Source organism: Halorientalis sp. LT38 (assembly GCF_037031225.1).
GTDB classification, from domain to species: Archaea; Halobacteriota; Halobacteria; order Halobacteriales; family Haloarculaceae; genus Halorientalis; species Halorientalis halophila.
This window is the reverse complement of sequence record NZ_JAYEZN010000001.1, coordinates 1,060,255-1,073,770: the sequence shown is the minus strand read 5'-3', so window position 1 is coordinate 1,073,770 and position 13,516 is coordinate 1,060,255. Positions and strand designations below refer to the sequence as shown.

The window sequence follows — 13,516 nt, the reverse complement described above, 5'->3', positions numbered from 1 at the left end:
TCTCAGTCACACTCCTGGTAGTCCGAACTGTTGTCGATCTTCCCGCAGAGCGAGTCGAGGTCGCCCTCCAGGTCGTCGATCTCCTGATCCCGATCGTCGATCGTCGCGTTCAGCTCGTCGGCCCGATCCTCGAGATCGGTGATCCGATTCTGCAGGCGCGCGTTCTCCTCGAGCAGTTCGTCGCGTCGGTCCTCGAGTTCGGCGACCTCGTCGCGGAGGTTCGCCCGCTCGCTGAGTAACTGATCGATCTCGGTCCGGAGGTCCGCCTTCTCTGCCTCCAGATCGTCGATCCGGTCGCGGGCGTTCGAGAGGTTCCGTTCGGTCCGGTTCAACTGGACGGCGAGGTCCTGCACGTCGGACTGTCTGGTCTCGAGGCTGTCGTTGATGCGCGCCAGTCGTTCCCGCGAGCGGTTGAGCCGCTCGTTGACGGTTGCGAGTTCGCGCTCGACGCTGGCTTTCTCCTCGGCGAGTCGCTCCGTGCGGTCGCCGACGTCCGACACGCTGTACTCGTAGTAGACGGTCACGCCGGCGACGCCGACGACCGACAGGCCGACCAGGGCGAGCAGGACGACGTTGAGTCTGGTTCCGATGAGAGTCATTGTTGTTTGATGCGCGTGAGTCTGCGGGCGCCGACCTCGAGGAGGAACAGGACCAGGGCGGCCACGAGCGCGAGCCACGCCCACTCGCGAGCGACCGGCTCGGGCGCCGGGGACTCGGCTTTCACCCGGTCGGCGACGGCGGCGGCCTCGTCGGGCTCGAAGGTCTGGCCCCCGGTCCGCTCGACCGCGGTCGCGACGGCTCGCGACTGGCCGAAGCCGCCGAACTCCTGGGGGTAGTTCACGGCGTACTCGGCGTCGAGCAGGCTTGCGTACCCCGCCTCGGCGGGGACGAACGTGCTCTCGTACTGCCCCGCGTCGACCTGCCGGAACCGGTGGCCGTCGGCCGACGGTCGGCTATTTCCTTCGTAGGTAGCGGTCACGGGACTGCCGACGCGGGCGTCGGCGACCGACGTCAGGTCCGTCGCCAGTCGCTCGGGGTCGCCGATGGCCCAGTTGACTGTCTTGGTGACTCCGAGCGAGTCCGGTGCCGAGAGCAGGCCGCCGAGGGTCCCGTCGTCGTCGTAAGCCGTGATCGCGGCCGTCCGACCGAGTCCGTACCGCCAGGTCGTGATGGCGGGCGCGCCGGAGGGGCCGGCGACCAGCAGGTCCGCCCCGCGAGCCGCGGCGACGGAGTGGGTGTTTGCCGGCTCGGCGGCGAACTCGACGCCGCTCGTGACGAAGTGCGTTCGGTCGAGGACGGTGAGCCCGTCGCCCTCGAACTGGCGGCTCTCGCCGCCGAACTCGATCCGGAGTTTGTTGGACTCGTCGGCCCGGAGAAAGACGCCGCCGCCCGCGTCGGCGACCTGCCGGAGGTGGTCGACGGCCACGTCCTCGCCGACGCCGACGGGGATCACTTCGATCCCTCGCTCGTTGGCCTCGGCGGCGGCAGCCGGGGCGTCGCCCCCGTGGGCGCGGCCGTCGGTCAGGAGGATGATGGTGCCGCTCCCGCCCAGCATCTGCGTCGCGCCCTCGATGCCGGCGCTGACGTCCGTGCTCCCCTCACTCTCCAGCCGGCGGATCCGGTCCTCGAGGAACCGTCGGGAATTCCCTAGTCCCGTGAGGCCCGCCACGCTGTAGACCTCGTCGTTGAACGCCACGACGCCGACCCGGTTGTCGTCGCCGAGCTGGTCGAGAACGTCGAGCGCGAGCGCCTGCTGTGCCGACAGCGTCCCGCGCGTGCTCCCAGAGATGTCGACCGCGACCACGACGCGGGAGGTCTCGCCGCCCTCGCCGATGGTGATCGGCAGGAGGTCGGTGACGGGCGACTCGCGGTAGTTCCCGCGGTCGAAGGCGTTGGGCCCGCCGACCGAGACGAAGCCGGTCCCGTCGATGACCGCCCGCTGGAGCGCGCTGACGTTGCCAAGGTCGCCCGCGGCCACGTCCTGGGTCACGACGGCGTAATAGTCCGAGAGGTTCGCGGGGATCGAGTCGGCGCGTTCGACGTCGTAGACGCGGTCGAGGAAGCCCGCGAAGGGGTACTCGCCGCGGGCGACGTAGAGGATCTTCGGGGGTTGGACCACCCGGACGGTCTTCCGGAAGGCGTCGTTGCGGTCGTACAGGTCCGACCCGTCGATCCTGGCGGTCACCCGGTGGCTCCCGGTCGCCTCGAACGCGTGGGTGAACTCGACGCCACCGGTCCCCTCGATCTCCTCCCGCCGTATCTCCTCGCCGTCGACGCTGACCGAGAGCGTGGCCGTGTCGCCGTCCAGTCCCGTGCCGTCGACGCGGACGCGGAAGGTGTTCGAGACGCCCGTGCTCGTTTTGGCCGGGCCGGCGACGCTGACCGCTCGTTCCGTGGCGTTCGCGTCCAGGTCGACGGCGTGGATCGACGCGTTCACGCCCACGGCGACGCCGGCGGCCTCGTCGAGCGAGCGGCCCTCGGTCACGCGTCCGTCGGAGACGAGCAGGACGCTCCCGTTCGGCGAGAGCGCGCTCGCCACCGCGTCGCCGACCGGCGACCCCGTCTCGCTCCCGACCGTCCGCGTCCGGACGGTGACGCCCTCCTCCTCGATCGCCGCAGCGAGGTCGCCCGCCGCCGCGTCGGTCGTCGCCATACTCGCCGAGCGATCGACCACCATCGTCACCGACGGCTCGCCGGCCGCGCCCGCGGTGCTCATCGTGTACGGTCCGGCGGCCGCGACGACCAGCAGCGTCACGAGCACGAGTCGAGAGCCGGCCAGAAGCGCGCGCGAGCGCCCCGTAAAGACCGCCCCCTCCCGCTGGCGGAAGACGTATCCCAGCGCGGCAACCGCGACGGGCAGCGCCAGCAACAGGAGTGGGCGCTGGAGCCCCGTCCGGACCCCTGCGAGGGTGGTCTCGACGGGCATCACAGATCACCCCGTCGTCGGAGGTAGGCCAGTTCCGCCCCGAGCAGGCCGAGCACGCCCAGCAGGATCAGCGGCGTGAGGTCCCGCCGGACGGGCTCGTCCGTGGTCGGGCCGCCGTCGGTCCCACCGTCACCACCCGCCGCCGCGTCGAGCGCCGGGGCGGACACGTTCGATTCCGTGGGATCGAGCAGGCTCGCGCTCACACGCCGGTTCGCAGTGCGATACGTGCCGACCCGATCCAGCCGGATCTCCGCCGTCTGCTGCTGGCCGGTGGGACCCTCGACGGTCGTCTCACCGTCGAGCCGAATCCGGTCGCCGGTCCGGCCGTTCAACTCCGAGAGGGCGGGCCGCGTGGCCAGCCAGTGAGTCGCCCGCTTCCAGAACACGGGGTACCGATAGTCGAACCGGAAGGCCGTCTGGTTGGGCAGGTAGCCGTGGTAGACCACCCGCCCGGCTGTTCGGTCGTCGACGGCCAGCAGCGGCGAGCCGTCGTCGACCGTCACCACCGCCGTCGCCGTCCCCGCCGTCTCGGCCTCGAGGTGGGCGCCGGGCGCGGGGAACTCCAGCCCGCGGGTCACGGGGTGGCTCTCGACGTCGGCGACCCCGCCGGTCGCCCGGACCGTCCCGGGACTCACGGCCAGCAGGTCGCCGTAGCCGACCGTACTCACGTCGGACTGGGCCTGGATCGCGACGCCACCGCCGTCGGCGACGGTCTCGCGCGCGGTCTCGACCGTCGAGCCCAGCACTCGCTCGGCGGTTACGTTACTGAACAGGATCACGTCGTAGTCGCCGAGTTCGGTCGCCGGCGGATTTCGAACCGTGACGTCGACCGTCTCGATCACCTCGAGGGCCGTCCGCAGGTTCCGGTTGCCCCCGTTGGTCAACAGCAGCGCGTCGACCGTCTGCTCGTCCGGGACGGTCACGTGAACCCGATCGTCCGTCGGGAAGGCGTCGCTACCGTCCAGCCGGGCGGTCGAGGGCTCGGCAGGCAGCGGGAAGACGAGCGACCGCCTGTCGCCAGGTTCCAGCGAGACCGTCTGGGACTCGCCCGCGAACGTCAGGGTGCGCTCGGCGGCCTCGGTGCCCGTGTTCGCGACGCGGAAGACGACCTGCCGCCCGTCGAAGGACCGGCCGACGATGCCGACGTTCTCGGTGTGGCCGTCGTCGAACTGCCGGAGGGTCACCGAGGCGCCCGTCGCCCGGACGCCGTCGACGGCGCGACGCCAGTCCGAACCGTCCGACCCCGCGAAGTCGCTGAACACGAGCACGCGACTCTCGGAGCCGGCAGCCTCTCGCGCCCGTTCGACCGCGCCCCGTAGATCGCCCGGCGCGTGCGTGACCGAGAGCTCGTCGAGTGCACTTCTGGCGGCCTCGGGGTCGGCGTCGGTAACCGGCGTCCGAACGTCGCCGCCCGCGACGACGACGGTCGTCGGCGTCCCGACCGAATCCTTCGCGGCGGCGACGGCCTCGGCGAACCGGGTCCCGTCGCCCGTCTCGGTCGCCATGCTGGCCGAGGCGTCGACGACCAGCACCGTGGGCTGGGCGCTCACCTCCCGGGTCGTCGTCACGTACGGCGCGGCCAGCCCAGCCGCCAGCAGGACGATTACGAGCACCTGCAGGAGCAACAGGAGGTTGCGACGCAGGCGCTCTAGCACCGGGTTCGAGCCGCCCTCCTCGGGATCCGAGCGGAGGAATTCGGCCGTCGGCAGCGAGAGCTCACGGGGATCCGGCTGGATCAGGTACAGCGCGAGCAGCGGAACCAGGGCGACCAGCGCGGCCAGGCCGAGCGGGGCGGCGAAGACGTCACCGAGGGCCATGTGTTGGAGGGGACTGGGTCACCGTCCCCTTGTGGGACGGGTACTATAAGCCTCGTGGAAACTTCAACTGGGGTTTGTGTCTGGCGGTCGAGTCGCCGTCCCGGACTGGACACCGACCGACTTCGACTCACCGTCTCCCGATCCCGTCGTTTCGAGGGTTCTCAGGGACCGGACCCGACCGCGCCCTCGGTCGTCCCGTCCCCGCCGACCGTGGGGAACCGGACGGTCGCCGTCGTCCCCGCGTCGCTCACGTCGAACTCGATCTCGCCGCCGGCGGCTGTCACGCTCCAGGTGATCAGCCACAGGCCGAGCCCGCTCCCGTGTTCGAGGTCCGTCTCGTCGCCGTCCTCGATCACGGCCAGTTCGTGGTCTGGCACGCCCGGGCCGCGGTCGCGGACGGTCACGACCACTTCCTGACCGTCGTCCGCAACGCCGACCGTCACGTCCGGTTCGTCGTCGGTTCCAGTCCCCTCCCCGGTTCCGTGTTCGAGCGCGTTCTCGACGAGGTTGCGGACGACCACCCGGAGCAGGGCGGGGTCGATCCGGAGCACGGCGGCGTCGGTCCCCTCGACCCGGACGGTGGCGTCCGGGAACGACTCGCGCAGGTCCGCGACCACCTCGCCGACCGCGTCGGCGACCGACACGAGCGACGTCCCGTCCTCTTCGATCACGCGCTCGAAGGTGCGCGCCTTCTCGCTGAGTTCGACCAGCCCGGTGGTCTTCTCGCGGGCGGGGTCGAGTAGGTCCGCCACGTCGCCGTCGGCCCGCTCGGCCGCGGCGTCGAGGTTCATCCCGACGACGGTGAGGTCGTTGCGGAGGTTGTGGCGCAGGACACGGTTGAGGACGGCCAGCCGTTGCTCGCGTCGGCGCTCGGCGGTGATGTCCTGGAAGACGAGGGTGTACCCGAGGTGACTCCCCGACCCGCCGTCGAGGTCCGTCGACGTGACCTTGAACGTCCGTCGCCCGTCCTCGGTCCCGATGGTGGCGTCCTGTTCGGGCAGGGACGGGTCGATCGCGTCGCCCTCGTAGCAGTCGGCGAAGGACTGGGTCAACACGTCCCGGTCGGCCAGGTCGAACGCCCGCCCGGCGGCGGGGTTGTAGTTGACCACGCGCTGGTGCTCGTCGACGATGACGACGGGGTTGGCCAGGTCGGCGATGGCCGCTCGGTTGCCCGCGCGCCTGGTCGCGGGGTGGAAGTCGAACATGCCGCTGCCGACGAAGGCGTAGGCGTCGAAGGCGACGTGGGCGAGGAAGAGGACGGGCGCGACGTTGATCCCCGGCGCGGGGACGATGCCGAACGTCCAGGCGATGAGACCCAGGCCCGGCGGCAACGGAGAGAGCGCGACCGCCAGGGCTTCGGCCCGGTAGAGCTTCCCGTAGCTGATGATCGTATCGACGAGGAGGAGCGTCCCGACGGCGGTGCCGATGCTGGTCACCCCGAGGATCAGGAAGGTCCCGCCCCGACGGGTGAAGATGGCCGTCGCCAGCCCCCCGGTCGAGCCGACCGCGAAGTCGGCCCAGACGAGCTGGTGCAGCGGGTTGGTCAGGACCAGCGCCGTCAACAATACCGTGAGCACCAGCAGCAGGGCGAACCACGGCGAGCGAACGACGTGCCCGCGGCCGGTGTAGGCGAGCGCGAAAGCGACGAACAGCGCGCCCAGCCAGATGTACGACACCCAGAACAGCACTTCGACCGCCCAGCGCAGCCACGGGGTGGCGACCAGATACCCCAGGCCGTAACCGGCCGTCAGGACGAACTGGACGCCGAGGACGAGGAGCAACCAGGTCGCGCCCGGCCGGTCGCGGCGGGGCCAGATCGAACGGGCCAGCGCGACCGTCCCGGCGGCCGCGGCGAGCGAGCCGACCACGGGCCAGAGCGTGGTCGGGAGCACGTCTCCCGGGAGGGCGGCCCGGAGGACGTACTTTTCGGTCGACTCACGCGACCGAAAGGCGGGGCCGAACCTTCAAGGGCGGTGACGGGACCACCGGGCGGTGTGACGTTCGTGATCGGACGCGGCGAACAGTCCGAAACCGGCCCGACCGGCCACCTGGGTGCCTACCGGGCGCTGGACGGCAGTCGCGGGGCGCCGCTCGAACTCGATCTCGACGGCCCCCACGCCGGGCTGATCGTCGGCAAACGCGGCTACGGGAAGTCCCACACGCTGGGCGTCGTCGCAGAGGGACTCGCCCGGGCCCGCGGCGTCGCGCCGGTGCTCGTGGACCCGATGGGCGTCTTTCGGGGACTGGCCGACCCCACAGACGCCGGGGCTGACCCGGTACCAGCGCGCGTGGTCGCGGAGCCGGCGGTCGCGCCCGACGCACTCGACCCGCGGTCGTGGTGTGCGCTGCTGGGCCTCTCACCCGAGTCCGGGGCCGGAGGGCTGGTCTGGCAGGCCGCGACCGAGGCCCAGACGATAGACGGGATGTGCGAGCACGTCGCCGCCACGGACGCGCCGGGGACCGACAGGCGGGCGGCGCGGAACCACCTCGCCATGGCAGCGCGGTGGGGCGTGTTCGACCCCGACGGGCTGACGGCCACCGACCTGGCCGGCCCGGCGGTGACGGTGGTCGACGTCTCCGGGCTGGCCCCGGCTCCGTCGAACGCCGTCGTTCGCGGGATCGGCGAGGCGCTCTACCGGGCGCGGGAGACGGAGACGATCGATCGCCTCCCGTGGCTCCTGCTGGACGAGGCCCACGCGTTCTTCGAGGGGGTCGCCCGGCCGGCGCTGGAGCGCGTCCTGACCCGCGGGCGAGCGCCGGGGGTCAGCCTCGTCGCGGCGACCCAGCGACCCAGTGCGGTCCCCGAGGTCGCCATCTCCCAGGCCGACGTGCTCGTCGCCCACCGGCTGACGGCCGAGGCGGACCGCGACGCGTTACGGGCCGCCCAGCCGACGTACGCGAACGGGGCGCTGACGGACCCGGACCGGATGCCGACGGCGACGGGCGATGTGATCGTCGTCGACGACGCCACCGAGACGGTCCACGCCGCGCGGATTCGGGCCCGCGATACGCCCCACGGCGGGGACAGCCCCAGCGCCAGCGACGTGGTGATCGAGCGGACCGCGGGGGGTGAGTAGCACGGCCAGCCGATCGCCGAGAGAGGTGCTGCCAACCGTCCCGCACCGGATACTCCGGAACCAGTACCAGTCCGGCGGCTTTCCCGCAAGGAGGCCTATGTTCCCGGCCGGTGTCATCTCACGCGTTCCTGATGCGCCTCTCCGATCCCATGACGGACGCGATCCGCGGTACAGCCGCGTCCCCGGCAGCCACGGGCCGACGGCGGGCCGGCGCCGCGCTCGGTCCGGTCACCGCGCTGCCCCTCGTCACGGTCCGGCCCCTGGTCCTCCTGGGGAGTATCGCCCTGCTCGCGCTGCTGGTCGGGACGATGGCTCTCGTCACCTTGCGGACCGGGGGAACCACCGACTCGGCAGAGTCCGACGACGCGTCGGCGCCGGCACACCCCGACGCCTGGCAGGTCCGCCGGTTGCTGGACGAACACGGCGGACGGCTCCCACAGTCCGAAATCGTCGAACGGACCGGCTGGTCGAAGTCGAAGGTGAGCCGCGTCCTCTCGGCGATGGCCGAGGACGATCAGGTCAGGAAGATCCGCCTCGGGCGGGAGAACCTGGTCACCCGCCCTGGCGAGGAACCGGAGCACGCCGGGAGTCCGTTCGACGAGGACGCGCGGAACCGATAGGCCGGCAGGTTCCGACCGGGCGTAGAGCCGCGCTGCTTTTGCGTCTCGGCCAGCAACCGGAGCCATGGAGAGCCTCGAAGCCGAACTGGAGCGAGCGCGCGAGCTGGACGTCGACGAGCTCGCCGACGCCATCGAGGCAATCGGCTTCGAGTGCACGCGCTGTGGGGCCTGCTGCAAGGCCGAAACCTGTGGCGACGGGGGGAGCGACGACGGTGAGGAGTCCGGCGACCCCCACACTGCGACGGTGTTCCCCGACGAGATCCGCCGGCTCCAGGACGCCGGCGACGAGGCGTACGACTACCGGGACGTGTCCGTCCCGACGTCCCCCTCGGTCCCCTCGCGGGACTACCGGGACGTGGCACGGCCGATGCCCTACGGCCTCGAAGAGGGCCCGGACGGGCCGGAGGGCGAGACCTTCGAGTGGGCGCTCCAGACCGACGCCTGCGGCGACTGCACCTTCTACGCCGAAGACGACGCGGGGACGGGGGCCTGTACGGTCCACGACGACCGGCCGCTGATCTGTCGGACCTACCCCTTCTCCGTCGCACTTGGCGGGACGAGCCAGCCGATGGGCGAGGCGGTCGATTCGGAAGGGATGGTCCGCGCCCACGAGTGCGAGGGGCTGGGCCGGGACATCTCGCGGGCCGAGGCCGAGGACCTGGCGGGTGCGCTCAAGGAACGGGCGGTCAGGGAACTCGAGGAGGCCATCGGCGTCCGGGATAGCTACGACCCGGTCGAGACCGGGCGGGGTGAGGTGGTCGTCCACGACTCCGAGGGGGCAAAACGGCCGGACGGGACGCCGGTCGAGTGAGCGAGCCGGGATCGGTCGACTTCGGTCGCATACCGCCGAGCTACGGGCAAGTTCTTTACTGTAGGCCTACCACGTGCCGGTGAGGGATCTTACATTGGAAATCTCTGATAAACTCCTGTGTTTGTTCAGCGCTGAAGTCGAGCGGAGCGACGACGGGTACGTGATCGAGATTCCCCAGCGGGAACTCGACACCGGATCCGTCGAGGCGGGCGACACCTACCGCGTGGCGCTCATCGAGCGCGAGCGCGAGGGGTCGGTCGACACCGAACCCGAGGCACCGTCGTCGGAACCGCAGCCGCCGGTCGAGGCCGGCGAGATACGCTACGTCGAGATCGAGGACATCGGCAAGCAGGGCGACGGCATCGCCCGCGTCGAGCGCGGCTACGTCATCATCGTCCCGGGGGCCGAGATCGGCGAGCGCGTCAAGGTCGAAATCACCGAGGTCAAGTCCAACTTCGCGGTCGGCGAGATCATCGACGAATCGGTCTGAGCCGTTACCCGGCTGTACCAACGCGACCCGCTCGGCGTCGCCCGGAGACCGTTGGCCAGTCGGTCCGGGTGACTAATCGCCGGACAGCGACCGATTAACCGTCTGTACCAAACCCGCTAAAGGGGACCTTACCGTAGAATCTGGTATGAGCGCGACCGCGAACGCGGCGACCGCAACCCGCGCGACTCTGTCCGAGAAACAGCTCCGCATCCTCGAGTACCTCAGCGAGAACGCGGACACCCAGACCTACTTCAAGTCCCGTCTCATCGGCGACGCGCTGGACATGTCCGCCAAGGAGGTGGGGACGAACATGCCCGCCATCCAGCAGGGCGAGTTCGACGTCGACGTCGAGAAGTGGGGCTACTCCTCCTCGACGACCTGGAAAGTGACCGCCTGAGAACGGGCGCCCCTCTTCTTCGCGGCTCTCTCAGCGATCGTAGGTGAGCAGCTGATCGGCCTCGGCGGCCAACTGCGTGGCCGCGGGGCCGAAGGAGTCCGCGTAGCGGACGAGCAACAGCGTCACCGTCTCCGGATGCTCGACGGCGTAGCCGTCGGCCCGGGAGAGCAGATCGGCCGCCTCGAGTTCGCTCGCGTACTTGCTGACCGTCGGCGCAGACACGTCCAGCTGCTCGGCCAGCCCGCCGGCGGTCAGCGTCGGATCGCGGAGGAGGGCGATCAACATCCCGCGGGGCGTCTCCCGGCGGAGATATCCGAGCGCGACCTGCTCGAACTCGGAGAACTGGTCCGCGGGGAAGTACCGGCGGTAGTCGCCGTCCTTGCGGGTCTCGACGGCGCCCGCCCGGACGAGCCGCCGGAGGTGGTGCTGGGCCTCGCCGGTCCCCAGCTTGAGGTCGTCGCGGAGCTTCGAGAAGTGCGCGCCCGGGGTCGCGGCGACGTAGCCGGCGATGGCGTCGGGGGCGTCGCTGTCGCTCCGGTCGTCGGACTGAAAGCGGGCGAGGGGACTAACGGCGCCGACGGCAGCGAACCGGCGCAACGTGGACCGCTTGGACTCGTCGACCCCCTCGTCGGGCATGACTATCGGTTGGTAAGACGAGGATAAAACGGCTTCGACTACTCGACCGTGCCCGTTACGGACGGGCTGGTGAGGGGTCCGTACGGGATGGTTGCGGGGCCGGCAGCCGGATTAGTTCTGGTCCGACTGCGAGCCGCCGTCGCTCGACCCGGCGTCGGTGCCGCCGCCACCGCCGGTCTCGAAGTCGTCGTCCATCTCGTCGATCACGTCGTCGGGATCCTTGATGTCGGCGGGGTTGTCGCCCTGTTTGACGGCCTTTGCCTGCTGTTCCATCGCCTCGACGTCGACTTCCGCTTCCTGGTCGATCTGGCCGAGGATCTCCTCGATGTTGTCCAGGCCGAGCATCTCCCGGGTCTCCGAGTCGAAGTCCAGGCTGTCGAGGGTGCCCTCGCCGTTGGTCTGGACGTCGCTGCCGGAGAGGTGCTTGCCGTAGCGTCCGACCATCGACGTCAGTTCCTGGGGCAGGACGAAGGTCGTGGACTCGCCCTGACCGATGTTCTCCAGGGTCTCCATCCCCTTCTCGATGACCGCACGTTCGCCCATCGACTCGGCGGATTTCGCTCGCAGGACCGTGGAGATTGCGTCACCCTGCGCTTCGAGGATCTGGCTCTGCTTTTCACCCTGCGCGCGGATGATGTTGGACTGCTTGTCACCTTCGGCCTTCTCGACGGCGGAGCGGCGTTCACCCTGCGCCTCGAGGATCATGGCGCGGCGGCGACGCTCGGCGGAGGTCTGCTGTTCCATCGCCTGCTGGACGTCCTGGGAGGGGTTGACCTCCCGGACCTCGACGGACTCGACGCGGATCCCCCACTCGTCGGTGGGTTCGTCGAGTTCGCGGCGGATCTTCGCGTTGATCTCCTGGCGCTTGTTCAGCGTGTCGTCCAGTTCCATGTCGCCAAGGACGGCGCGGAGGGTGGTCTGGGCGAGGTTCGAGACTGCCCGCTTGTAGTCGTCGACCTCGAGGTAGGCCTTCTTCGCGTCCATCACCTTGATGTAGACGACCGCGTCCGCGGTCACCGGCGAGTTGTCGCGGGTGATGGCTTCCTGCCGGGGGACGTCCAGCGTCTGCGTCCGCATGTCGAAGGTGTGGGTCCGCGAGACGAACGGCGGGACGAAGCTGATACCCGGTTCGAGGAGCTTCCGGTACTCACCGAAGACGGTGAGCGCGCGCTTCTCGGTCGCGTCGACGATCTCGACCATCTGGTAGACGGTGACCACGGCGATCAGCAACACCAGAATCAGGACGGTGCCGACGACGCCGCCGCCGCCCAGGGCCAGTACTGTCGGAGGGAGCATTACTTCGACCTTCGGACGAGTCACAGAAAAGGGTTCGGTCGGGACGGTGGTTCCGAAATGGTTGGGTTGGGGGGGGAAACGGGCGTCGACAGGCAGTCGTGGGGGCCTGTCACACGCTTGGATTCGGAACCACAGACACCAGTGGTGACCAGCCACGTGTTATCGCTGACTGCGCGCGGTGTCGGAGCTAGCCTGGCGACCACCTCCCCGGACCGGCGGTGCCGGCGAGCACTCCCGCCACACGCGACCTGACCGTACGTGCAGCGCAGTCCGAGTCCCTGTACGCCCGTCGCCTGCTGTGCATTACATCTACACGAGTGTCCGGCGGTGGTAATAAAGATTGGGTATAAGGACAGTAATATCTGCTATTAGTGTGTGCACGTGTCGAAAAACGCCGCGATTCTGGATGAGATACCGAAAAACGAACTGCTACTGGTCGTTCGGTACACTCTCGGTGGTGCGGCGGGCAGAAACTGTGCACGCGTCCGAAGAACAGGTGTTCAGGCGGCGTCCGCGTCGGCGTCCGGTTCGCTGGTCCCGGTCTCGGCCGCGCGGGCCTCCTCGGCCAGTTCGCGGTCGATGTCGTCCTCGATCTCGCTGATCGCCTCGACGGTGACGACGTTGCCGCCGCCGGGGTCGATGACGATGACTTCGGTGCCCTCCGCGATCTCGCCGTCGACGCAGCGGGCGCGGTAGAGCGGGTTGAACCCGCCCTCGGCGAGCTTGACCTCGCCGCCGGTCTCGGTGACGCGTTCGGTGACGTGACCGGTCTTCCCGCGCAGGTCGTCCGAGGAACTGGTCTGGCCGGAGCCCTTCCCCCCGTAGAAGTCGAACTGGCGGTAGCCGTAGAGGGTGATCCCCCCGACCACGAGTACTAACGCGGCCAGTACGAGCGGGGCGAAGATGCCGATACTCGACGGGAGGAGCAGGCCGGCGATGCCAGCCACCAGGAGGGCGACGCCCAGGACGATGAAGTGAGCACCGGGGGCCATCGCCTCGGCGATGACCAGCCCGGCCCCCGCGACGACCAGGAGGAGCGCGAGGTCCTGCCCCAGGATTGAGGCCTGCGCGAACAGCCAGGATGCCATACCCGCGGGTAGGGTCGCCCGGCGGTTAAGCTTCGGGGTCGCCCGCTCAGAGGATCCCCAGGAGCAGCATGAAGAAGACGACCGTACAGAGCGCGCCCAGCAGGACGAACGCGGTGTTCTCGAGCGACGGCGAACCCGGCTCCAGCGGCTGCTCGAGGACCATCGAGCCGGCGACGTTCCCGCCCTCGTCCTCGCCCTGCTCCTCGTCGCCGGGCTGCTCGTCCCCGTCGGTCGAGTCGCCCGCCTCGTCGGGCAGGTCCTCGACCGCGAACTTCCAGCCGCCGTCGTCCTCGCCCTCGGACATACGAACGGGTACTCGCCTCACGACCAAAAGGACACGGTCCGCGCGCCGAACCGA

13 protein-coding genes are annotated in these 13,516 nt (G+C 69.9%); 5 read left to right on the top strand and 8 right to left on the bottom strand.

Features of this window, described 5'->3' with window-relative positions; all coding sequences use genetic code 11:
• Window positions 1–2 precede the first annotated feature (2 nt).
• The 4 genes from U5918_RS05600 to U5918_RS05585 all read right to left on the bottom strand — a co-directional run bounded on the left by U5918_RS05600 (window position 3) and on the right by U5918_RS05585 (window position 6,635).
• Complete coding sequence (locus tag U5918_RS05600; protein WP_336000121.1) at window positions 3–599, bottom strand: hypothetical protein; 597 nt, start codon at window positions 597–599, stop codon at window positions 3–5.
• Entirely contained in the window at window positions 596–2,926 is a 2,331-nt protein-coding gene (locus U5918_RS05595; RefSeq protein WP_336000120.1) for a vWA domain-containing protein, read from the bottom strand. The genes U5918_RS05600 and U5918_RS05595 overlap by 4 nt, the downstream gene beginning before the upstream one ends.
• Window positions 2,926–4,743: a VWA domain-containing protein gene (locus tag U5918_RS05590; RefSeq protein WP_336000119.1), complete on the bottom strand. Its 1,818-nt coding sequence runs from the start codon at window positions 4,741–4,743 to the stop codon at window positions 2,926–2,928. Before U5918_RS05590 ends, U5918_RS05595 begins: the two co-directional genes overlap by 1 nt.
• A gap of 161 nt (window positions 4,744–4,904) precedes the next feature.
• A complete protein-coding gene (locus tag U5918_RS05585) occupies window positions 4,905–6,635 on the bottom strand; it encodes a histidine kinase N-terminal 7TM domain-containing protein (RefSeq protein ID WP_336000117.1) in 1,731 nt (576 codons plus the stop codon).
• A gap of 102 nt (window positions 6,636–6,737) precedes the next feature.
• Here U5918_RS05585 and U5918_RS05580 point away from each other — a divergent pair, with 102 nt between their 5' ends.
• The 5 genes from U5918_RS05580 to U5918_RS05560 all read left to right on the top strand — a co-directional run bounded on the left by U5918_RS05580 (window position 6,738) and on the right by U5918_RS05560 (window position 10,138).
• Window positions 6,738–7,820, top strand: coding sequence for an ATP-binding protein (locus U5918_RS05580; RefSeq protein ID WP_336000115.1), 1,083 nt, complete (start codon window positions 6,738–6,740; stop codon window positions 7,818–7,820).
• A 110-nt stretch (window positions 7,821–7,930) separates the two neighbouring features.
• Complete coding sequence (locus U5918_RS05575) at window positions 7,931–8,440, top strand: helix-turn-helix transcriptional regulator (RefSeq protein ID WP_336000114.1); 510 nt, start codon at window positions 7,931–7,933, stop codon at window positions 8,438–8,440.
• Between the two features lie 64 nt (window positions 8,441–8,504).
• Window positions 8,505–9,251, top strand: coding sequence for a YkgJ family cysteine cluster protein (locus U5918_RS05570; protein ID WP_336000112.1), 747 nt, complete (start codon window positions 8,505–8,507; stop codon window positions 9,249–9,251).
• A 94-nt stretch (window positions 9,252–9,345) separates the two neighbouring features.
• Window positions 9,346–9,741 (top strand): TRAM domain-containing protein, encoded by a 396-nt coding sequence (locus U5918_RS05565; protein WP_336000110.1) that lies wholly within the window; start codon window positions 9,346–9,348, stop codon window positions 9,739–9,741.
• A gap of 145 nt (window positions 9,742–9,886) precedes the next feature.
• Entirely contained in the window at window positions 9,887–10,138 is a 252-nt protein-coding gene (locus tag U5918_RS05560; RefSeq protein ID WP_336000108.1) for a DUF7123 family protein, read from the top strand.
• Window positions 10,139–10,168: 30 nt separating this feature from the next.
• Here U5918_RS05560 and U5918_RS05555 read toward each other — a convergent pair whose 3' ends face one another.
• The 4 genes from U5918_RS05555 to U5918_RS05540 all read right to left on the bottom strand — a co-directional run bounded on the left by U5918_RS05555 (window position 10,169) and on the right by U5918_RS05540 (window position 13,462).
• Window positions 10,169–10,774: a winged helix-turn-helix transcriptional regulator gene (locus U5918_RS05555; RefSeq protein ID WP_336000105.1), complete on the bottom strand. Its 606-nt coding sequence runs from the start codon at window positions 10,772–10,774 to the stop codon at window positions 10,169–10,171.
• Between the two features lie 111 nt (window positions 10,775–10,885).
• Entirely contained in the window at window positions 10,886–12,070 is a 1,185-nt protein-coding gene (locus U5918_RS05550) for an SPFH domain-containing protein (RefSeq protein WP_336000102.1), read from the bottom strand.
• A 500-nt stretch (window positions 12,071–12,570) separates the two neighbouring features.
• A complete protein-coding gene (locus U5918_RS05545; RefSeq protein ID WP_336000100.1) occupies window positions 12,571–13,158 on the bottom strand; it encodes an NfeD family protein in 588 nt (195 codons plus the stop codon).
• Window positions 13,159–13,204: 46 nt separating this feature from the next.
• Window positions 13,205–13,462, bottom strand: coding sequence for a DUF7312 domain-containing protein (locus U5918_RS05540; RefSeq protein WP_336000099.1), 258 nt, complete (start codon window positions 13,460–13,462; stop codon window positions 13,205–13,207).
• Between the last annotated feature and the right edge of the window lie 54 nt (window positions 13,463–13,516).

Bases quoted from the DNA above. Each gene is read 5' to 3' on its own strand.
- U5918_RS05600 (WP_336000121.1), bottom strand. From the start codon at position 599: ATGACTCTCATCGGAACCAGACTCAACGTCGTCCTGCTCGCCCTGGTC.
- U5918_RS05595 (WP_336000120.1), bottom strand. From the start codon at position 2,926: ATGCCCGTCGAGACCACCCTCGCAGGGGTCCGGACGGGGCTCCAGCGC.
- U5918_RS05590 (WP_336000119.1), bottom strand. From the start codon at position 4,743: ATGGCCCTCGGTGACGTCTTCGCCGCCCCGCTCGGCCTGGCCGCGCTG.
- U5918_RS05570 (WP_336000112.1), top strand. From the start codon at position 8,505: ATGGAGAGCCTCGAAGCCGAACTGGAGCGAGCGCGCGAGCTGGACGTC.
- U5918_RS05560 (WP_336000108.1), top strand. From the start codon at position 9,887: ATGAGCGCGACCGCGAACGCGGCGACCGCAACCCGCGCGACTCTGTCC.
- U5918_RS05555 (WP_336000105.1), bottom strand. From the start codon at position 10,774: ATGCCCGACGAGGGGGTCGACGAGTCCAAGCGGTCCACGTTGCGCCGG.
- U5918_RS05550 (WP_336000102.1), bottom strand. From the start codon at position 12,070: ATGCTCCCTCCGACAGTACTGGCCCTGGGCGGCGGCGGCGTCGTCGGC.
- U5918_RS05545 (WP_336000100.1), bottom strand. From the start codon at position 13,158: ATGGCATCCTGGCTGTTCGCGCAGGCCTCAATCCTGGGGCAGGACCTC.
- U5918_RS05540 (WP_336000099.1), bottom strand. From the start codon at position 13,462: ATGTCCGAGGGCGAGGACGACGGCGGCTGGAAGTTCGCGGTCGAGGAC.